We start from the raw sequence: 21,929 nt of genomic DNA, 5'->3' as shown, positions 1-21,929 counted from the left end.
AAAAATATTATATAATATACTTCTAGGGAGGTGCTTTTAATAATGAATAACCAATTAACTATAGAAAATATAAAAAAATTACAAGATGAATTAGATTATAGAATGACGGTGAAAAGAGCAGAAATAGCAAAAGAAAAAATGATTGCTGCTGCTCATGGAGATAGATCTGAAAATGCTGAGTATAAAGCAGCTTGTGCTGAATATAGAGAAAATGATAATAGGATACAATACCTACTTACCATGATTTCAACTGCTACTGTAATAGATGAAAGTAGCTTAGATAAATCTGTTCTTGGAATTAATAGTAAAGCTAAAATTAAGTTTATTGAAGATGATTTTGAAGATATAATAACGCTTGTTACAACTATGGATATGGATCCTGAAAATATGCTTATCAGCATAGAGTCTGATTTAGGAAGAGCATTGAGCGGAAAAAGAGCTGGAGATATAGTGAAAGTTAATGCTCCAGGTGATAACTATACAATTGAAATTATAGAAATAATGGACTAATGATTTAATCTTTAGTCCATTATTGTTTTCTAAATTATAATAATGCTTTTACCATTGAATTAATTTTTGATCTATCAAACCTCCCACTAATCTTTGGCATTATTTCCTTCATTATTTTTCCAATATCTGCAACTGTATAACTACCATTTTCAATAATTTCTTTAAGCATTTCATTAACTTCCTCATCAGTTAATTGCTTTGGAAGATATGGTGTTAAAATTTCTATAGCAAAGTTTCCTTCAGCTATTTTTTCTTCATTATTAGCTTGCTTTGCATACTCTAAAGCCTCTTTATTTTGTTTTATACTTTTTTCTATTATCTTTATTACATTTTCATCTGAAATATCTTCTCTATTATTAACTTCATATGCTTTAATTTCAGCATTAACAAGTCTTAATACGCTTACCTTAGCCTTATCTCTTGCTTTCATAGCTGATATTTCATCTTTTTTTAATATTTCTTTTAACATAGCTTTTACGTTAGTATCATAAATACTAACACTTCACCTCTTTCCAATATTTTTACTAAATTATAACATAATTCATTACAATATGCGACTTTGCTTGTACCTAATTTAATTGAGTAAAGAATAAGCTATATCCACTTGATACAGCTTATCTTTCCCTATATTAAATTATATTTCATTAACAATTCTTCAATAACCGTTCCTGAAACCTTCTTCATCATAGTCTTTTGTGCTATTGATTCTGATAGAGATAGTTTTATATCTGTTAGCTTCTTTCCATCCATCATCTTTGAAGTTGAATCTAAAAGCACTCTAATATCATAACAAGAACCAAATACTTCTGGAACTCCACGATCCACATTAAGTAATGTATAAACAGCTTCCATTGCTGTCCTTACAGAATACTCTGTAGTGAATACTGTATCTCTTACTGTATCAGCAAACTGTCCTAAGAAGGCAAAGTTTACACAACCTTCTGGTACAACCTTAGGTCTGTCTCCTGCAGTTCTTGGCATAAAAAAAGCAGTAACATATGGCATCATGCATGGAACACAATTTGCTGACTGCTTAGCCATTTCTGCAATTTGATCTTCTGGTACACCTAAATGATATAGCCATTCCTGAGTAATTTCATAACCAGTACAGTTCTTCATTGGTTTCTTGATAAAGTCTCCTGGCACATCTGTAAATAATCCATATACCCATACAACTAATTGATTATCTTTTTGCTCCTTGAAATGAGGTTGTCTATTTAATGTATAACTCATTAACCAAGATGAATCCTTAACAGTTATTATACCTCCGGTAACAACCTTACCACTAAATGGATTACGCTTGCATATTTTTTCGATATATGGCGGAATCTTCTCATCTAAAGTTGTTATCGTCGCCGATTCCCAATTTGTCTCTTCTATATTAGTACAGAATTTATCAGGATTTCCAAAAGATTTATCCTGTGCTGCAATGTTTCTCCATAATCTCCAACATGCACCTTCCTTATTATTCAAAACTGCTGCATGATCATTATCACCATAAGTAGAATTTTCTACACAACTTCCATTAGTAACAAAAACAAGATCATCTTCAACTAAATCAATGCTTTCCTCTTTCCCATTATGAGTACATATTATTTTACTAGCTACTTTTTTACTACCTTCTTTTTTAAATAGCACATTTGTAACAGTAGTGTTATATTGAAAGTTTACCTCATGAGCTTCTAAATATTTTATCATTGGTAAAATCAATGATTCATATTGATTATATTTAGTGAATTTTAAAGCTTTAAAATCTGGTAATCCACCAATATGATGGATAAATCTTTGTATATATAACTTCATTTCTAACGCACTATGCCAATCCTCAAAGGCAAACATAGTCCTCCAATATAACCAGAAATTTGACTGAAAAAAGTCACTACTAAAAACATCTTTTATCTTTACATCATATAAATCCTCATCTTTAGTAAAGAATAAATGAACTATCTCCAATGCAGCTTTATCACTTAATCCAAACTTGCCATCAGTGTGAGCATCTTCACCTCTCTTGACAGTAGCTCTCATTAATGAATAATTTGGATCCTTCTTATTTAGCCAATAATATTCATCAAGCACTGAGGCCCCTTCTATTTCTAGAGAAGGTATTGATCTAAATAAATCCCATAAACACTCAAAATGATTTTCCATTTCACGTCCACCACGAATTATAAATCCTCTTTCATTATCTTTAATACCATCACAAGCACCACCTGGAAGATTTCCATCTTCTAAAATATGAATATGCTCACCTTTCATTTGGCCATCTCTAACTAAAAAACATGCAGCAGCTAGTGAAGCTAACCCTGCGCCAACTAAATATGCTGATTTTCTCTCTACATCTGCTGGTTTTTCTGGTCTAGCAAATGCTTCATAATTTCCATTGCTATAATACATATAATTGCCTCCCACTATTTATCTCAATAATTTATTTTATTTATAAATTCATATTACTGATTATTAATATTCTTTAATATAGACAATATCTTTCCTCTGTCTAATATTTATCCACATTCATAAAAGTGTAAAAAAAATAGACAAATGCTAGCACTTGTCTATTTTAATCTTATTTCTTATATGAATATGTCTTGTCTGTTCTATACCTTTCCAACGCTTCTTCCATATTACCATATATAAGTTTATTAAGCCTTTCAATAATTTTATCTGACTCTTCTTTCATACCACTCTTAATCCAGTCTAAAACAATTCCAACAAAAGCATACTTATAAAAATCAGCAATAAAGGATTTATCCTTTTCTCTAACAGGAATGCCTTTTGCCTTTTCCTCTACTACACCAATTAATAATAAATATACTTCATTATATAAATATCTCTCTAAATATTCTCTGCTGACAGAATTAAAAGTAGTTAAGACAAATTCTTTATTATTCACAATATATTGAAATATTTGCTTAAACCCTTGTTGCCATGTTTCGTATGTCTTTTTTTCGCCTAAAGCTTTAGTGGCTTCATTAGTGTATACCCATTCCAGTAAATCATATATATCTTTAAAATGATAATAAAAAGTCTGACGGTTTACCCCACAATATTCTGTAATATCTATAATCCTTATCTTCTCCAATGGTTTTTTTGCTAACATCTTTTTCAACGAACTTGCAAAAGCCCTTTTAGTTATTTCTGACATATGTTAACCTCCCATCTTTAACCAGCTAAAATAGCTAATATTTTTTCCATAACTTTCTAAATAATTGTACCACAGATAAATGTAAATATTCCATAATATAAAATAAAGCTTAATATTCTAGTTTTTCATATATAAAAAGGGGCTGTCTCATAAATCATTTAAAAATAATTTATTAGACAGCCCCTTTTTTATCTTACATTGAATATAATATTTTTAATTCCTCACATACAAATTGCACTTTTGTTCCAATGATAATTTGAATGCTCTTTTTACCTGGTTTTATTATACCTGAAGCCCCAGAGGATTTAATAAGCTTTTCGTTTATTTTATATTTATCTTTAATTTCTAAACGCAATCTTGTAACACAATTATCAATAGAAATAATATTTTCTTTTCCACCTAAACCTTCTAAGATAATTTCAGCCATTGGTGCCTTAAAACTTAATACCCAGTCTACAAATCCTACTCTTACAGGAAGTACTGTACATATTACAGCAGAAATTCCACTTAATACTGCATGTATAAAATATAGTCCTGGTGCTAAGAACATAAAGGCAAATTCTAACGGCTCAGTAACACCTGTAAAGAATGCCGAAATTGATCCTGCAAGTAATAATCCATATACTACTTTTTTCTTATTCTTATTTGCACAATGATACATTGCTAAAGCTCCTGCTGGTAACTTAACAGATTTAAATTTATTATAACAAGTAGCTCCAATAATCCCTGCTAAAATACCTGTAAACTGAGTCTGTATCTTACCAAAGGCTGGCTGGTACTTCAGATACATCTACACCTTTAAACATGGCAACAGCAGTAGTTGATAATAAAGTAGTCATCATCAACCATGAAACAAGACCTGCAAGACCTGCTGTCCCATCATTATCATCTGACATCCCAATACCTACACCTATAGCAAAAAGAATTCCCATATTGTCTATTAGAGCACTACCTGCCTTAATCATAAAAGCAGCTATTAAATTATTAGCTCCCCACCCTGCTGGATCTATCCAATATCCTATTCCCATAAGTATACTGGCAACTGGTAAACATGCTACTGGAAGCATTAATGATTTACCTAGCTTTTGCAAATATTTCATGATAATAATATTTCCCCTTTTTTCTTTTGATAAGATAAAAATTATCTTTCAGTATAAACTTCTTTCCCTTTGACAAATACCTTCTTTATTGTTATATTTTCATCAAATAACAATAAATCTGCATCATAACCTTCTTTTATAGAACCTTTATAACTATGAACATTACAGTGTTTTGCTGGATTATATGTAGCCATCTTTACTGCTTCATATAAAGGTATTCCGCAATTTTTATATACATTAGCAACAGCTTTATCAATGGTTAATACTGAACCAGCTAAGGCTCCATTTTTTAGTCTAGCAGCACCATTTATCACTTCAACATCTTGACCACCTAAAGAATAACAACCATCTCTCATGCAGCAAGCCATCATTGAGTCGCTTACTAACATTACTTTATCAGTGCTTTTAACTTTATAAGCTATCTTTAATGCTGGATATGAAATATGAATTCCATCAGCTATTGTTTCTGTTGTAATATCAGTATCAAATATTGCTCCTACGCATCCTGGCTCTCTATGGTTAAAACCTGTCATTGCATTATATAAATGCGTTGAATGGCTAATTCCCCAGTTGATTCCTTCTATTACTTCCTCATAAGTAGCTTTTGTGTGTCCTAAGGAGCAAACTATACCTTTAGATGTAGTATACTCTATAAGTTCCTTAGCTCCTTCAACTTCCGGTGCCAAGGTAAGTGATACAACAGCATCACTACATCCATCAACTACTTTTTCATATGATTCTATGGATGGCTTTAAAAGAAAATTAGGATTTTGAGCACCAATGGCTTTGGGACTGATAAATGGTCCTTCTAAATGTGCACCTAAAACATTTGCTCCCTCTGTTCCTTCTTCTTTTAGCTTCTTAATGACCTTCATGGCTTTATTAATATCTTCAATTGATACAGTCATTGTTGTTGGTAAAAAAGATGTAGTTCCATGCTCCACTATTACCTTTGCTATAGTATTGAGAGCTTCTACTGTACCATCCATAGTATCATATCCACCAGCACCATGTATATGTACATCTATAAATCCTGGAGAAAGATATAAACCTTTAGCATCTAAAACCTCTCCTTTAAAATCTTCTGTATTTATTTTTTCTATTTTACCATCTTTAATTAATATTGATCCTTCTTCAATTTTATCTTTATATATAATTTTACAATTTTTAATTATCATTAGTAAAACTCCTTTAGTTAACAATTATAAGTTTTCTAATGCTTCCTCTATTTCTTTATCTATTATAAGAGTTACATCAAAATGTAATTGTAACATAGTTGATGGATTATTTGTGGTTATTTTTCTAAAATACCAAACTTTCAAAAAAGAGTCATAATACAATAATGATACTTATTGCTCTTTTCTCACGCTTAACTAGTCTATTTAAATTAATACAGTAGCACCACTTACCAACTTTGAATAACCTACAGAGAATCATTTATGTAAACAAGGTTGTCTATAATGATGATATTTTTCATATGCTTAATAATTGTATCTATATCTTGAATAAGTAAATATATCTAAAAAAATGATACCTCACAAATTTTTTAAATCATTTATGAGGTATCACTCTTAATATTTATATTAAATTAAGCACTAATTATATTTTTCACTTCATTATAATATTTTTCAACCTTAGACAAAATTTCTTGTTCTTGTGCTAAATTAGCTACATGAGCTAACGATTCTTTAACACCTTTTTCAGAAATTAGGCTTTGAAGTTCTACACTTTGACTATCTTCTTCATTATTATAATTAAGAGCAGCTCCAACTCCTAATAATAGATTGTCTATGTCTAAATTAAAACTCTTTGCTGTCATTAGAGGTTTAATTAATCTGTCATTTTCATTTAATTTTCTTAAAGGCTCTCTTCCAACTCTAGCTACATCATCCTTTAAATATGGATTTTTAAATCTTCCAATTATCTTATCTATATATTTAAAATGCTCTTCTTTATCAAAATTATATTTAGCTATAAGTCCTTGTCCACTTTCTATCATGGCCTTTTTAACTAAATCGTGGATAACTTCATCTTTTATGCTTTCATCAACAGTATTATAACCTTTTAAATATCCAAAATAAGCTGTTATTGCATGTCCAGTATTTAATGTAAATAATTTTCTTTCTATATATGCCATTAAATTATCAGCTAAATTCATTCCATATATTTTAGGAATTTCACCTTTAAATGCTTTTTCTTCTACATTCCATTCATAGAAATTTTCCACAACTACATCTAATATATTTTCACTTTTAACTGGTGGTACTATTCTATCCACTGAGCAATTAGGGAAACCTACATATTCATTTAAATACGCTATCTCTTCTTCATTTAAATATTTTTTAACTTCTTCTTCTAATTGTGAACTTGCTTTTATTGCATTTTCACAAGCTACTATATTTAAATAACTAGTTACACCTGTTATCTTTCTTAACTTAATTCCATTAGCTATAGTTGATGCTATTCTTGGCAATACTACAGGACCTACAGCAGTTGTAATTATATCTGATGTTCTAATTTCTTCTAATATTTCATCACTTGTTGATATAACACCACTAATGTTTTCTACTTTTTCATCTTTACATTCAACATCCATTATATGAATTGTATAACATTTATCTTCATTAATCTTGCTTATTATCTCTTCGTTAACATCTGCAAATACTACATGATATCCTGATTTAGATAATAAAGCTCCTATAAATCCTCTTCCTATGTTTCCAGCTCCAAATTGAATCGCCCTTTTCATATTATTTCCCTCCATTTACTTTAATAATTTATACAATTAATTATTTATTAAATACTTTTAATATATCGTTTACATCATATGTCTTTCTTAACTTTTCTACTAAACCTTCATCTTCTAATGACATTGCTATATTAGATAATATAGTTAAATGTTCATCTCCAACACCTGCAATACCCACTACTAAGTAAGCTACTTCATCACCAAATTTAATTCCATTCGGATATTGAAGTACTGCTATTCCTGATTTCTTTACTTCTTTTTTAGCTTCTCCAACACCATGTGGTATAGCAACTCCCATCCCTATATATGTTGAAACTATTTCTTCTCTTTCAAGCATAGCTTGGATATATTCTTCTTTCACATAGCCTTCTTTTGCAAGTATTTCACCTACTCTCTTTATTGCCTCTTCCTTTGAAACACTTTCTAAACCTAAAACTATATTATTTTTATTTAATATTGAAGTTTCTTTTGCTTCTACAATTTCATTAGTTGCTGCTACTTCTTTTGCAACTTTAACATTTCCATTTGTTCTTGCTTGTAAACTATTAAATAATTCATCTAACTTTTTATCTTGTAAGAAGTTTTCTATAAATACATGTTCAGCTTGTGGTGAATTCTTCTTTGCTCTTTCAATTAACTTAACATGACTTACAACTAAATCAGCATCACTTGGTATAGTATCTACTGAAGAATTTGTAACTTCTATATTTAATCCTAATTTCTTTATTCTATTTCTAAATTTTGTAGCACCCATTGCACTTGATCCCATTCCAGCATCACATGCAAATACTATTTTATTTATAACATCTCTTTTAATTACATCAACATTACTTTCTAAGTTGCTCTCTTCTTTAGTTTCATCTTCCATATTATTTGCTGCTTTTTTTACTAAAGGTGCTGCTACTAGGAATGAAACTGCTGCAGCTGCTAAAATTCCTAAAAGTACTCCTAACATTTCACCTTTTGGTGCTAAAGCTAATATTGCAAATATACTTCCTGGTGATGGTGTTGCAACTAAACCTACTTTAAATATTGAAAATACTAATATTCCTGCCGCACTACCTGCTATTGGTGCTAAAAGTAATAATGGATTCATTAATACATATGGGAAATAAATTTCGTGAATCCCACCTAAAGCATGAATTATTGCTGCTCCTGGTGCTGACTCTTTCATTGCACCTTTACTACACATCCAATATGCTAATAACACTCCAAGTCCTGGTCCTGGATTTGACTCTAATAAGAACATTATTGATTTACCCATATTTTGAGCTTGTTCGATTCCTATTGGTCCTATAATTCCATGATTGATTGCATTATTCAAGAATAAAACTTTTGCTGGTTCTATAAATATTGATACTAAAGGTAATAACCCTTTACTTATTATAAATTCTACTCCACCTTTTAATACCCCTGTCATCATAACAACAAATGGTCCTACTGCATAGAATCCCACTATTGCAAGTATCATACCTATTATTCCAACTGAAAAGTTATTAACTAACATTTCAAACCCTGCTGGTACTTTACCTTCAACTGCTTTATCAAACTTTTTAATAATATATCCACTTAATGGACCCATTATCATAGCACCTATAAACATTGGAATATCAGCTCCAACAATAACTCCCATTGTTGCTATTGAACCAATTACTCCACCACGAACTCCAGCTACTACTTTACCACCAGTGTATCCAACTAATATTGGTAAAAGATATTTTAACATTGGATCAACTAGTCCTGCTAATTTTTCATTTGGAAACCATCCACTGGCAATAAAAAATGCTGTAATAAATCCCCAAGCTATGAATGCTCCTATATTAGGCATTACCATACCACTAAGAAACTTTCCAAACTTCTGAATCTTTTCCTTCATATTTATTTTCCTCCTAAACTTGATAGCATATTTATCTATAAGCTGTATTTGAAATTTTAATCTATCGCTTACAAGTTTATTTTATTTTATATATACGTTTACATCAACAAATTGATAATTACAACTTGTCCTTAATATTAGTGACAAATTATTTTTTTAACAATACCTTATATTTTGTCACTAATAAAGCAATGTTTTTAGTTATAAATTAAATAAAAGGTTAAGCACATATAATAATTATGCTTAACCTTTTATTTATTATTTTATTATTCAACTGTAACAGATTTTGCTAAGTTTCTTGGTTTATCTATATCGCAACCTTTTTCACTTGCTACATAATAAGCTATTAATTGCAATTGAACCGCTCCTAAAATAGGTGCTATCATATTAGAAGTTCTAGGAATTCTTAATACTTTATCAAATACTGTTAAATCTAATTCTTCATCTTCATAAGCAATTGCAATTATTTCAGCTCCTCTAGATTTAACTTCTCTTATGTTGCTAATCATTTTATCTTTTAATTGACTTTGAGTTAATGCTGCTATAACCTTTGTTCCAGGTTCAATTAATGCAATTGTTCCATGTTTAAGTTCACCACCAGCATATGCTTCAGAATGAACATAAGATATTTCTTTAACTTTTAATGCACCTTCTATAACTAGTGCATAATCAGCTCCTCTACCTAAGTAGAATAAATCTGTTTCTTCCGCTAATATTTTACTTACTTCAGCAACTTGTGATTTCATTTCAAGCACCGCTTCAATTTTTTCAGGTAAACTTAATAAAGATTCTTTAAGTTCCTTTTCCACATCTTTATCTAAAATTCCTTTTAAGTCAGCAAAATACATTCCAAGTAAATTCATTACTACAACTTGAGTTGTATATGCTTTAGTAGATGCAACAGCAATTTCTGGTCCTGCCATAGTATAAATTACATTATCAGCTTCTCTTGAAATACTGCTTCCAACAACGTTAGTTACTGCTAAAGTTTTAGCTCCTACTTTCTTAGCATCTCTTAAAACTGCTAAAGTATCAGCTGTTTCCCCAGATTGACTTAATGTAATTATTAAAGTTTTATTAGTTACTAATGGTTCTCTATATCTAAATTCTGAAGCTATTTCAACTTCAACTGGAATTTTAGCTAATTTTTCTATGGCTACTTTCCCCATTAATCCAGCATTATAAGCTGTACCACATGCTATTATATAAATTCTATCAATTTCATTTAATTCTTCTAAAGTTAAATTGAAATCTTCAAATTTAACTTTATCATTTAATAAAACTCTTCCTGTCATTGTATCTCTAATAGCCTTTGGTTGTTCATGAATTTCTTTTAACATAAATGAATCATATCCACCTTTTTCAGCTGCATCTTCATTCCATGTTACTTTATAAATTTCTTTTGATATTTTCTCTCCATTTAAATTAAATACTTCTGCACTATTTTTAGTTATAACAACAATTTCTTTATCTTCTAAAAGATAGATATCCCTTGTATAATTTAAAACAGCTGGAATATCTGAAGCTATAAATTTTTCATTATCTCCAAGCCCAACTATTAAAGGGCTATCTTTTCTTACTGCTACTATTTTATCTGGTTCATTACCACAAATTACTCCTAAAGCATAACTTCCCTCTAATCTTTCTATAGTTTTAGCTACTGCCTCAAATAAATCACCATTGTAATAGTAATGAATTAAATTTGGTATAACTTCTGTATCTGTAGCTGATTTAAACTCATATCCTTTATCTTTTAAGAATTTAGTTAATTCAGCATAATTTTCAATTATACCATTATGAACTACAGTTATATCTCCTTTTGAAGCTTGGTGAGGATGTGAATTAATATCTGATGGCTCACCGTGAGTGGCCCATCTAGTATGTCCAATTCCTATTGTTCCTTCAGCAGGATTATTTTCTAATTCTCTTGATAGATTAGCTAAACGTCCTTTGTGTTTAACTATTTCTACTTCACCATTATTAATTACAGCTATCCCTGCTGAATCATAACCTCTATACTCAAGCTTAGATAATCCTTCTATTAAAAAATCTGTTGCATTTTTATTTCCAACATATCCTACTATTCCACACATATTAAAAATCTCCCTTACATTTATAAAAATAATTTTACTTCTTCAAGACTCTGTTCTAACATAAATTTAATACAGAGGTATAATGTTCTCAGAAATCAAAAATCTTAAATGAAGGTTGTATACCCAATTGAATTTGTTCTAGAAATCACTTTCTAGGTTTGTCAATCTTTAACAGTAGCATACAAGTACTGTGGGGCATCCGCCGAAAATCTCGATATTCCCCAACCTCGTCAACTTAGTAAATGTTTTAATTTATTTACTAAGTTCTGGCGCTTTTATTATTTTTTTAAAATTTTTTCTTCTATAATTCTCACCAACTTATTTAAAATTTTATACCTCTCGTTTAAAATTATATCATATCAATAATATTTTTGCATTAATATTTTTATATCAAATAAACCATATAATTGTAAATAATCAAATAATTAATAAAAGGAGAATATAATATAATGAATTTATTGCCACTAGGCTCTATAGTAGTTTTAAAAAATGGTTATAAAAAACTTATGATTATTGGTAGAAAACAAATACAACAATCAGAAAATAAAATCTGGGATTACTTAGGTGTATTATATCCAGAAGGTTATTTAGGATTAGGATATACATTTTTATTTAATAATACTGATATACAGCAAGTTATTTTTAAAGGATATCTAGATTTAGAAGAAGATGCTTTTAAATTAGCTTTAAAAAATTTAAATAAGTAGATATAATAAACTTAGATAAGAAATATCTTTTATCTAAAAATTATAGCTTATTTTAGGAGATATTTAATGAAAAAAAATGCTTTAACATTAAGACAAAAGAAAATAATAGAAATTTTAACTAGTCCTAATAATACTGATTTTATAACAATTTCTAATATTGCAGAAAAATTAGGATTAAGCAATAGAACTGTATTAAGGGATATGCCTAATGTGGAGAAATGGCTTTATGAAAATGACTTTAATTTTATAAAAAAACCAGGAGTAGGTCTAATTATTGATGAAAGTTTAGAAAACAAAGAATTTATATTAGAATTACTAGAATTTGAAAATATAAAAAAAGAATACACTAAAGAAGAAAGAAAAAGAATAATATTAGGAGAATTAATACTTAATAAAACTCCATTAAAATCATATTATTTTACTTCAAATTTAAAAATATCTGAAGGAATTTTAAATAGCGATTTATATGAATTAGAAAATTGGTTAAATCAATTTAATATTAAAATTATAAAAAGACAAGGTGTTGGAATTTATTTAGAAGGTTCTGAAGAAAATTATAGAAAAGTATTATCAAATATTTTATATAGTGCTATAGGACAAAATAAAATTATAGATTTATTAGGTAATAATAATGAAATAGATAAAAATCTTAAGGATTTAACATTGGAAAATAAATTACTAGATTTTGTAGAGGAAGACTTAATAAAAGCTATTCAAAATGTACTAAATAATATAGAGAAAAAATATGAATTTAAGTTATCAGATAATTCCTACATAGGACTAATAATACATTTAACTTTAGTAATAAAGAGATTGCAAAATGGCGATACAATAATTATGGATAAAGATGTTTTATTAGAATTAGAAAATATGGATGAATTTAAAATAGCAAAAAAAATTGCTAATAATTTATCTAAAGAATTAGGTATAGAAATATCAAGAGATGAAATGGGATATATCACCATGCACATTAAAGGTGCAAAATTATCACTAAATAAAATTGAAGATAACATAGATTTAAATAATTTGGATATTAGAAAAATATCAAGTACTATTATTGCCAGTATAGAAAACGATTTCCAAATAGATATAATAGATAAAGATAAATTAAATAGAGATTTATCTAATCATTTAGTTCCTGCTATAAGTAGGTTAACCATGAATCTTAATATTAGAAATCCATTGCTTGATAGTATTAAAGAAAAATATTATGAAATTTTTAAAGCTTGTGAAAAAGCATGTGAAATACTAAAAAATATAGTTAATATCTCTAAGATATCAGAATCTGAAATTGCATACATAACATTACATTTTGCAGCTGCAATACAAAGAACTTTAGAACAAGAAAAAATAATAGCTGTAGTAGCATGTCCATCTGGCGTTGGGACATCTAGGCTTTTATCAAGTGATATACAAAGATCATTTAATAATATAATCATTAAAGATAGAATTTCTATTATTAATATAGACATTGATAGTTTAAAAAATCAAGGTATAGATTGTATAATTTCTACTGTAAAATTAGATATAGATTATAAATGTATATCAGTAAATCCATTGTTATCAGAAGATGATAAATTGAAACTAAAAAATTTTACAAAAGAAATATTGGATAACAAAATAAATATGGTATCTAAAAAAGCTGAAAAAAAAATATTTGGAAAAGAAGAAATACAATTAATATCTAATTTAGGTGATATTATTATTAATCTGTTATCAAATATAATTTTGAAAGAAGTGAAAACGGTTTTAGATATAAATGATTTAATTTATGTGTCCAGTAAATTATTTAGCGATAATGAAGAAGATAGAATAAACATAGAAAATAGATTATTACAACGTGAAAAATTAGGAACTACATATCTGAAAGGATATGACTTAATGCTTTTACATTGTAAAAGTGATGTAATTAAAGAATGTAAATTTGGAGTAATTCAACTAAAAGATGAATTACTAATAGATGGAAAAAAAATTAAATCTGCAATGCTTTCTTTATTACCAGAAAATGCAAAACAAATAGAATTAGAAGTTATGAGTGAAATAAGTTGTGAATTAATAGAAAATCTGTATTTTTCAGAAATAATAAAAACAGGAAGTATTCATGATATAAAAAGAGAAATTGAAAAAAAACTTACTTATTTTTATAAAAATAAAGTAAAATCAACTATTAAATAAAGAATAGGGATGTCGCATTATGCGACATCCCCAGATTCTTTCTTATATATTTTTTGCTTCAACTAACTTTATTTTCATTTCACATTTGCTTTTATTTATTACATATTTATACGCTGGAATAAGAAATGCATCAGCAAAAATCCAGGCTACTGGACTTGCTAAACATACTGCAACATAGCCAAAAATAGGAACTAAGATAAATCCACATAATGCTCTAGCAATCATTTCACACACTCCTGCTAATATAGCAAAAGTTGAATATCCCATTCCTTGGATAGTAAAACGTACTACATTTACTATGCATAAAGGAATATAAAAAGCTGCTATGATAATTAAATTTTCACTTACCTTTGCAAGTATTTCTATTTCATTTTCATTTACGAAAAGAAGGGCTAAGCTCTTGCCAAAAAAAACAGATATCATTAAAGCAACAATTGAATAAACTGAACCAATTATCATACTCTTCTTTATGCCTTCACTTATACGTTCTAATTTACCAGCACCAATATTTTGTCCTGTATATGTAGCCATTGTAGACCCTAATGCATCAAATGGACAACATAAAAACATAGAAATTTTTCCCGCTGCTGTTACTGCTGCTACAATTATAGATCCAAGACCATTTACTGCTGCTTGCAGTATGACGCTTCCTATAGCAGTAATAGAATACTGTAGCCCCATAGGTATTCCCATATAACATAATCTTCTTATACAATATCCATCAATCTTCAATTCATCACTTTCAAATTTTAGAACTGAATATTTTTTTCTCATATATATTAAACATAATATACCTGATACAGCTTGAGCTATAACTGTTGCCCAAGCAGCACCAGCTACTCCCATATGCATATAGATAATTAAAAATAAGTCTAAAATTATATTTATTATAGATGATATTATCAAAAAGAAAAGTGGCGTTTTACTATCACCTAGTGATCTTATAATTCCAGATAACAAGTTATATAAATAAGTTGCTGGTATACCTAGAAAAATCACATATATATAGCTATAAGCCCCTTGAATTATATCTTCTGGTGTTCTCATGGCTATTAAAATTTGTCTACAAAACACACAAACTATCAATGTCATGACTACTGAAAATACTATAGCTAAAAAACCACTATTAAAGACGTACTTACGTAGTTTTTTAAAATTTCCTGCTCCAAATTTTTGTGCCACCGGTATGGCAAACCCATTGCAAACACCCATACAAAAACCAATTATCATAAAATTTATTGACCCAGTAGACCCTACAGAAGCTAATGCACTTACCCCTAAATATTTACCTACAATAATTGTATCAACCATACTATAAAACTGTTGAAATAACATTCCTAATAATAATGGAATTGCAAAGCCTAAAATAATATTGAAAACATTTCCTTTGGTCATATCTCTCATTTCACTTTTTCTCATAACCCATAACCTCTCTCTTTATATTTTCCTTAATTTTTATTACTCCAAAGATATATTATTATATAATGTCTACAATTTCCATATATTTCACATAATTATTTTTTACAAAATTTTATTATATTTTCGTAAATTTCTTTTTACTCTTCCACCTCATAGTAGATAACTTTGTCATTAACTAGTGGTTCTAGTACTAAGCCTACAAACTGACTTTCACCATTAAGTTATTGAATATAGTAGTCACACATAAAAATCCAGATATACAATTATTTAAGTATATCTGGATTTATTAATTTTAATTATTTATTATTTTTTAGCCACATTATAGCACTATATGCATGTATAGCTGCTCCTGTAGGTAATATATCCTCATTGAAAACTACCTTTTCATTATGCATAGCTTCTCCATATAAACTATTTTCTTGCTTTGTACCAGCTCCTAACATAATATATACGCTTGGAACCTCATATGAATAAGAAGCAAAATCTTCTGAACCCATTCCACCTTGCTCAAATAAAACAACTGCTTTTTCTCCAACTATATCTTTCATATAACCAGTAAGTTCATGAGCTAATTCATCATTATTTGCTAATGGTGGTACAGATGATAACTCTATCAATTCTGCTTCTCCTCTAAGCATTTTAGCTGTAGAAGTAACTATTTCATTCATTCTATCAAAAATAAATTCCCCTACTTCTTTATCTAAACTTCTTATAGTTCCTTCCATAACAACTTCTTCCGGTATTACATTTGGTACATCTCCACCTACAAATTTACCTATTGTAACAACAGCTGATTCAGTAGCTGATATTTCTCTAGTTAAAATAGTTTGAATTGCTAAATAGATATGTGCAGCTATATTGATTGGATCTATTCCTGTTTCTGGCATAGCTCCATGACATCCTTTTCCTTTTACAACAATTCTAAATCTATTACACCCTGCAATACTAGTTCCTAAACCACATAATACAACATTTGAAGGTGTTCCTGAATGAACATGCATTGCTAAAGCTGCATCAACTTTAGGATTTTCAAGTACCCCTGCCTTTATCATTTTCTTAGAACCAGTAAATCCTTCTTCATCAGGTTGAAAAACTAATTTAATAGTTCCTTCTATCTCATCTTGATTTTCTTTAAGTAATCTTGCTGCTCCTAATAACATTGCTGTATGCATATCATGTCCACATGCATGCATGCATCCATTAGTAGACTTAAAGTCACATGAAGTTTTTTCAGCTATAGGAAGTGCATCCATATCTGCTCTTAATAAAAAAGTTTTTCCTGGTTTGTTTCCTTTAATTGTAGCTACTATTCCACTTTCACAAATTTCTTCAGGAGAATATCCAAATTCAACTAATTTATCCATAACATATTTTTTAGTTTTTGGTAACTCTTGACCTACCTCTGGATTACTGTGAATTACTCTTCTATAGCTTATAATTTCTTCTTTTATAAGTTTTGCTTGTTCTATAAATTTTTTCATATGTTTACCTCTTTATTTTTATTTTATAAACTTAATATTATACTTTTTATTTTCAAAGTCAATTAAATAATTGTAAACAAAAAAGAAATTTATTTTTAATAATTTTTTTAAAATCTAGACCCTACTCTTTTAATTTAAAATTAATCAAAAATATATATTTGAGGGTCTTTTTTAAGTATCATTATGATAAAATTTATCACAATAAAAATTTGCTTCAATAATTAAATTTTAGGTAATTTAATTTTGATATATTATATTTAATTTATCTAAATACTCAAACCTTTTAATTTCTTTACCATCTAAATCCTCTTTATTCATATCAACTGCACTAACTCCATTATTGTTATATGTAGAATAATAATAAATGCCTTTTTGTTGACACATACAAGAAGAATATAAAGTAATATCATCTGATCCTTCACTAATTACAGCACCTCTAGGCATTGCTACATTATTTAACATATGAAAAAATTGACTTATTCCTGATAATAAATCTTCTGATACTGGAAATTTTGATTTTAAATATGCTATTCTTACAAATCTATCAACTCCAGAAAGTCCTCCTGGTAACCCTTTTGTACCCATCCCTACCCCTAAAGGTCTTAATTCTTTATTGCCCCATTTCACATTTTCTGGTTGAACAGGTGTGGTTTTCATATATTCATTTAAATTAGTTAAATGCCAACCAAATGTTGGTGAATTAGTTAAAACTCCAATTGGATTATCATAAGTTTTAAATCCTTCTTTTGTTTTTTCTATAACTATAGATTTTCCATTAGTATCTGAAACTATCCAATGAAGTGTTGGAAGAGGTGTTTTTTCATTAATTGGTATTGCCACTAATTCTATATTTTTAATTTCATTTAAAACCTCATCTACTGTTTGAAAATTTGATAGTATCCATAAAATTAAATCATATGGTGCTATATTTTTCTTTCCATGAACTTCATTTTCTTCTGCGTGAAAATATCCTGGAAAATTAAGTCCTGCACACCCTAATCCTTTTTCATTAAATGCATCTGCAAAAGCTGGATAATCATCTATAACACTGGCCATACCCAATATTGCATATTTATTTTTTCTTATCTCTCCAGTAACTCTATCTCTATACTCATAATTTCTAGGAACTAATGTTACTGCTTGATTAAATGAATATGCCAAATCCATATTTCTACCAAATAAATTATAACCATCTTTAGTTGATAACGTTAACGCTGTACACATTTTTATCTCCTCCAAAGTAAATTTTATCTTAAATTAAAAAATCTATAAATCTATCCTAATTTCTTAAAATAATTTTTCTATTATTATTTTTTAATTATCAGATAAACTTAGTATTCTCTACTAAGACATTATTCATTCATTTATTATTAAGATAAAACAAACCCATGAAAATCAAAAGTTTGCTTTTCATGGGTTTATATGTTGCATGATATTATTTATCGTGATAAATACCCTCTATATTCACTTGTATAAAGAAGCTTTTTAGCATTTTCTACCCTCTCTTTAGTAGGTGGTTTTACATTAATTAAAGGATAAGCAATACCAAGTTTCTCCCATTTAAAAATTCCAAGGTCATGATAAGGAATTACTTCTACACGATCTACATTGCTTAAAGTCTTGATAAATTCATTAAGTCTTATCAATTCTTCATCATTATCACTTCCACCTGGTACCAATACATGACGAATCCATACTGGTTTGTTAATTTCTGATAAATACTTAGCCATATCAAGAATATTTAAATTACTCCATCCTGTAAGTTTTTTATGCTTAGATTCATCTATTTCTTTAATATCCAAAATTACAAGATCAGTTACATTCATAAGCTCCTTAAACTTGCTAAAGAAAGGCTCTTCTCTTGTAAATGGATTTCCAGACGTATCTAATGTTACGTGAACACCTTTAGCCTTAGCCTTTTTAAAAAATTCATTTAAGAAATCTATTTGGATAAGTGGCTCACCACCACTCACTGTAATGCCTCCTCCACTTTTCCAATAAGTTTTATATTTTAAAGCTTGAGTCAAAAGCTCATCAGCAGTTCTTTCCTCACCACCATTAATATCCCAAGTATCAGGATTGTGACAAAACTTGCATCTCATATGACAGCCATTAAAAAAAACAACAAAACGCACTCCAGGTCCATCAACAGATCCAAAAGTTTCTATTGAATGAATTTTTGCTATATTTTTATTCAAATTAAATTTCTGCATGGCATGTTCTAGAAATAACATCAAGTTGTTGTTCTCTTGTTAAATCTATAAATTTAACTGCATAACCTGATACACGAATGGTAAAGTTAGCATATTCTTCTTTTTCAGGATGTTCCATAGCATCTTTTAATTTTTCAACACCAAATACGTTAACATTTAAATGATGTGATCCTTGTTCAAAATATCCATCTAATACTTGTACAAGTTTATCAGCTTGTTCTTCTTTATCATGACCAAGTGCTGTTGGGTTAATTGTTTGTGTATTTGAAATACCATCTAAAGCCCATTCATATGGTAATTTAGCTACAGAATTTAATGAAGCAAGCAATCCATTATTTTCTGCTCCATAAGATGGACTTGCTCCTGGTGAAAGTGGAGTCCAAGCTTCACGTCCATCTGGCATATTACCTGTATATTTACCATATACTACATTAGATGTTATAGTAAGAATTGATGTTGTTGGTTCAGAATTTCTGTATGTGTGTCTCTTCTTGATTTTGTCAAGGAATGACTTAAGAACATATACACCTATTTCATCAGCTCTGTCATCATCATTACCGTATTTAGGGAAGTCCCCTTCAATTTCATAATCTGTAACAATGCCTGCTTCATTACGTATTGTCTTAACTTTAGCATACTTAATTGCCGAAAGAGAATCTATTACATGTGAGAATCCTGCAATACCTGTGGCAAATGTACGTCTTACATCTGTATCAATAAGAGCCATTTCTGCTGCTTCATAATAATATTTATCATGCATATATTGAATTAAATTTAGAACATTTACATAAAGACCTGCAAGCCAATCACTCATTTGTTCATATTTTGCAATAACTTCATCATAATTAAGATATTCAGAAGTTATTCCCTTATATTCTGGTCCAACTTGTTTACCTGATTTTTCATCAATACCACCATTTATTGCATAAAGTAAACATTTAGCTAAATTAGCTCTAGCTCCAAAAAACTGCATTTCCTTCCCTGTTTGAGTAGCTGATACACAACAACAAATTGAATAATCATCTCCCCATACTGGTTTCATAACATCATCATTTTCATATTGAATAGAACTTGTTTCTACTGAAATCTTAGCTGCATACTTCTTAAAATTTTCAGGAAGTGCAGAAGAATAAAATACAGTAATATTTGGCTCTGGTGCAGGTCCCATATTTTCTAATGTGTGAAGGAAACGATAGTCATTCTTTGTTACCATATGGCGTCCATCAACACCTATACCTGCTAATCCAATAGTAACCCATGAAGGATCGCCTGAAAATAATTCATTATAAGATGTTATTCTTGCATATTTAACCATTCTACATTTCATTGTTAAATGGTCAATTAATTCTTGAGCTTCTCTTTCTGTAATAACTCCCTTATCTAAATCTCTTTGAATATATATATCAAGAAATGTAGATACACGCCCTATTGACATAGCTGCACCATTTTGAGTTTTTATTGCAGCTAAGTATCCAAAATATAACCATTGAACTGCTTCCTTAGCATCTTTTGCTGGTTGTGATATATCATATCCATAGCTTTCAGCCATTTTTTTCATATTTTCAAGTGCTCTACGTTGTTCTGTAATTTCTTCTCTTAAACGAATAATATCATCTGTCATAGTACCATCGCCACAATTATTAAAATCGTTAGTTTTTTCTTCTATAAGATGATCTATACCATAAAGAGCAACTCTTCTGTAATCTCCAACAATACGTCCACGCCCATAAGTATCAGGAAGTCCTGTAATTATATGACTATGACGTGCTTTTTTCATTTCTGGTGTATAAGCATCAAATACTGCTTGATTATGAGTTTTATGATATTCAGTAAAAATTTTGTGTAATTCTGTATTTACTTTATATCCATAATTTTCACAGGATTGTTCAGCCATTTTTATACCGCCATATGGCATAAAAGCTCTTTTTAAAGGCTTGTCTGTTTGAAGACCAACAATTTTTTCAAGTTCTTTTAAAGATTCATCAATATACCCTGGACCATAAGATGTAAGGCTAGAAACTACTTCAGTTTCCATATCAAGTACTCCACCCTTAGCTCTTTCTTCCTTTTGTAGTTCTTGTAATCTGCTCCAAAGTTTGTTTGTAGCATCTGTCGGAGCTGCAAGAAAACTTTCATCACCATCATATGGTTTATAATTTTTTTGAATGAAATCTCTTACATTGATTTCTTCTTTCCATAATCGCCCTTCAAAGCCTTCCCATTGTTCTTTTTCTAACATTTTCATTCCTCCACAAATTATTAACATATTCAAATTTGAAAACTATACTCAAGAAAAATATTATCTTATTTTATCATTTATGTCAATATTTTCCTTAAACAGTTTATTATACAAATAAAAAAAATAAAGGGGACGTCTCATAAATGATTTTTAAATCATTTATGTAGACGACCTCTTTTTTGTTTTTTAGAAAAATTATTCAGTTTATATTATGTAATTAGTGGT

At 29.0% G+C, this 21,929-nt stretch carries 15 protein-coding genes and 1 pseudogene; 3 read left to right on the top strand and 13 right to left on the bottom strand.

Translation table 11 applies throughout. From position 1 onward, the window contains the following. Positions 1-42: 42 nt before the first annotated feature. A complete protein-coding gene (locus tag BHW04_RS01255) occupies positions 43-510 on the top strand; it encodes a GreA/GreB family elongation factor (RefSeq protein ID WP_022211908.1) in 468 nt (155 codons plus the stop codon). Between the two features lie 34 nt (positions 511-544). On the opposite strand, the gene BHW04_RS01250 is transcribed toward BHW04_RS01255, so the two are convergent. The 8 genes and pseudogenes from BHW04_RS01250 to glmS all read right to left on the bottom strand — a co-directional run bounded on the left by BHW04_RS01250 (position 545) and on the right by glmS (position 11,470). Further along, a complete protein-coding gene (locus BHW04_RS01250; protein ID WP_302633310.1) occupies positions 545-979 on the bottom strand; it encodes a GatB/YqeY domain-containing protein in 435 nt (144 codons plus the stop codon). Positions 980-1,134: 155 nt separating this feature from the next. Next, positions 1,135-2,904 (bottom strand): oleate hydratase, encoded by a 1,770-nt coding sequence (locus BHW04_RS01245; protein ID WP_302623264.1) that lies wholly within the window; start codon positions 2,902-2,904, stop codon positions 1,135-1,137. Positions 2,905-3,073: 169 nt separating this feature from the next. After that, entirely contained in the window at positions 3,074-3,652 is a 579-nt protein-coding gene (locus BHW04_RS01240) for a TetR/AcrR family transcriptional regulator (protein ID WP_022211910.1), read from the bottom strand. Positions 3,653-3,845: 193 nt separating this feature from the next. Further along, positions 3,846-4,752: pseudogene (locus BHW04_RS01235) on the bottom strand (PTS transporter subunit EIIC). Between the two features lie 41 nt (positions 4,753-4,793). Next, positions 4,794-5,930 (bottom strand): N-acetylglucosamine-6-phosphate deacetylase, encoded by a 1,137-nt coding sequence (gene nagA / locus BHW04_RS01230; protein WP_022211913.1) that lies wholly within the window; start codon positions 5,928-5,930, stop codon positions 4,794-4,796. A 410-nt stretch (positions 5,931-6,340) separates the two neighbouring features. Further along, complete coding sequence (locus BHW04_RS01225) at positions 6,341-7,501, bottom strand: mannitol-1-phosphate 5-dehydrogenase (RefSeq protein WP_022211914.1); 1,161 nt, start codon at positions 7,499-7,501, stop codon at positions 6,341-6,343. A 40-nt stretch (positions 7,502-7,541) separates the two neighbouring features. Next, a complete protein-coding gene (locus tag BHW04_RS01220) occupies positions 7,542-9,377 on the bottom strand; it encodes a PTS mannitol transporter subunit IICBA (RefSeq protein WP_302631448.1) in 1,836 nt (611 codons plus the stop codon). 266 nt (positions 9,378-9,643) lie between these two features. Then, a complete protein-coding gene (gene glmS, locus BHW04_RS01215; RefSeq protein WP_186835412.1) occupies positions 9,644-11,470 on the bottom strand; it encodes a glutamine--fructose-6-phosphate transaminase (isomerizing) in 1,827 nt (608 codons plus the stop codon). A 449-nt stretch (positions 11,471-11,919) separates the two neighbouring features. Between glmS and BHW04_RS01210 the strand changes: the two genes are divergently transcribed. Further along, positions 11,920-12,177 carry a DUF4176 domain-containing protein gene (locus BHW04_RS01210; protein WP_022211917.1) on the top strand — a complete coding sequence of 86 codons (258 nt, stop codon included), beginning with the start codon at positions 11,920-11,922 and terminating at the stop codon, positions 12,175-12,177. A gap of 66 nt (positions 12,178-12,243) precedes the next feature. Next, on the top strand, positions 12,244-14,352 hold the full coding sequence (locus BHW04_RS01205) for a BglG family transcription antiterminator (protein WP_022211918.1): 2,109 nt from the start codon (positions 12,244-12,246) through the stop codon (positions 14,350-14,352). A 42-nt stretch (positions 14,353-14,394) separates the two neighbouring features. On the opposite strand, the gene BHW04_RS01200 is transcribed toward BHW04_RS01205, so the two are convergent. The 5 genes from BHW04_RS01200 to pflB form a co-directional block, all read right to left on the bottom strand. Continuing rightward, complete coding sequence (locus BHW04_RS01200) at positions 14,395-15,771, bottom strand: MATE family efflux transporter (RefSeq protein WP_022211919.1); 1,377 nt, start codon at positions 15,769-15,771, stop codon at positions 14,395-14,397. Positions 15,772-16,067: 296 nt separating this feature from the next. Then, the gene (locus BHW04_RS01195; protein WP_022211920.1) at positions 16,068-17,252 is read right to left on the bottom strand and encodes a M20 metallopeptidase family protein; all 1,185 of its coding nucleotides are present in this window, start codon (positions 17,250-17,252) and stop codon (positions 16,068-16,070) included. Between the two features lie 237 nt (positions 17,253-17,489). Further along, positions 17,490-18,476 carry a choloylglycine hydrolase gene (gene bsh / locus BHW04_RS01190; protein WP_022211921.1) on the bottom strand — a complete coding sequence of 329 codons (987 nt, stop codon included), beginning with the start codon at positions 18,474-18,476 and terminating at the stop codon, positions 17,490-17,492. A gap of 215 nt (positions 18,477-18,691) precedes the next feature. Further along, positions 18,692-19,486, bottom strand: a complete 795-nt coding sequence (pflA, locus tag BHW04_RS01185; RefSeq protein WP_022211922.1) for a pyruvate formate-lyase-activating protein — start codon at positions 19,484-19,486, stop codon at positions 18,692-18,694. Next, complete coding sequence (gene pflB / locus BHW04_RS01180) at positions 19,452-21,704, bottom strand: formate C-acetyltransferase (protein ID WP_022211923.1); 2,253 nt, start codon at positions 21,702-21,704, stop codon at positions 19,452-19,454. The genes pflA and pflB overlap by 35 nt, the downstream gene beginning before the upstream one ends. Positions 21,705-21,929 lie beyond the last annotated feature (225 nt).

This window comes from Clostridium sp. 29_15 (genome assembly GCF_001916075.1).
Taxonomy (GTDB): Bacteria; Bacillota; Clostridia; order Clostridiales; family Clostridiaceae; genus Clostridium; species Clostridium lentum.
Note: the sequence above shows the minus strand (reverse complement) of the source record. Positions and strands in the feature narration are given on the sequence as shown.

What these genes read in the sequence shown, in the direction of transcription:
- BHW04_RS01255 (WP_022211908.1), top strand. Translation starts at nt 43, where the DNA reads ATGAATAACCAATTAACTATAGAAAATATAAAAAAATTACAAGATGAA.
- BHW04_RS01250 (WP_302633310.1), bottom strand. Translation starts at nt 979, where the DNA reads ATGTTAAAAGAAATATTAAAAAAAGATGAAATATCAGCTATGAAAGCA.
- BHW04_RS01245 (WP_302623264.1), bottom strand. Translation starts at nt 2,904, where the DNA reads ATGTATTATAGCAATGGAAATTATGAAGCATTTGCTAGACCAGAAAAA.
- BHW04_RS01240 (WP_022211910.1), bottom strand. Translation starts at nt 3,652, where the DNA reads ATGTCAGAAATAACTAAAAGGGCTTTTGCAAGTTCGTTGAAAAAGATG.
- nagA (WP_022211913.1), bottom strand. Translation starts at nt 5,930, where the DNA reads ATGATAATTAAAAATTGTAAAATTATATATAAAGATAAAATTGAAGAA.
- BHW04_RS01225 (WP_022211914.1), bottom strand. Translation starts at nt 7,501, where the DNA reads ATGAAAAGGGCGATTCAATTTGGAGCTGGAAACATAGGAAGAGGATTT.
- BHW04_RS01220 (WP_302631448.1), bottom strand. Translation starts at nt 9,377, where the DNA reads ATGAAGGAAAAGATTCAGAAGTTTGGAAAGTTTCTTAGTGGTATGGTA.
- glmS (WP_186835412.1), bottom strand. Translation starts at nt 11,470, where the DNA reads ATGTGTGGAATAGTAGGATATGTTGGAAATAAAAATGCAACAGATTTT.
- BHW04_RS01210 (WP_022211917.1), top strand. Translation starts at nt 11,920, where the DNA reads ATGAATTTATTGCCACTAGGCTCTATAGTAGTTTTAAAAAATGGTTAT.
- BHW04_RS01205 (WP_022211918.1), top strand. Translation starts at nt 12,244, where the DNA reads ATGAAAAAAAATGCTTTAACATTAAGACAAAAGAAAATAATAGAAATT.
- BHW04_RS01200 (WP_022211919.1), bottom strand. Translation starts at nt 15,771, where the DNA reads ATGAGAAAAAGTGAAATGAGAGATATGACCAAAGGAAATGTTTTCAAT.
- BHW04_RS01195 (WP_022211920.1), bottom strand. Translation starts at nt 17,252, where the DNA reads ATGAAAAAATTTATAGAACAAGCAAAACTTATAAAAGAAGAAATTATA.
- bsh (WP_022211921.1), bottom strand. Translation starts at nt 18,476, where the DNA reads ATGTGTACAGCGTTAACGTTATCAACTAAAGATGGTTATAATTTATTT.
- pflA (WP_022211922.1), bottom strand. Translation starts at nt 19,486, where the DNA reads ATGTTATTTCTAGAACATGCCATGCAGAAATTTAATTTGAATAAAAAT.
- pflB (WP_022211923.1), bottom strand. Translation starts at nt 21,704, where the DNA reads ATGTTAGAAAAAGAACAATGGGAAGGCTTTGAAGGGCGATTATGGAAA.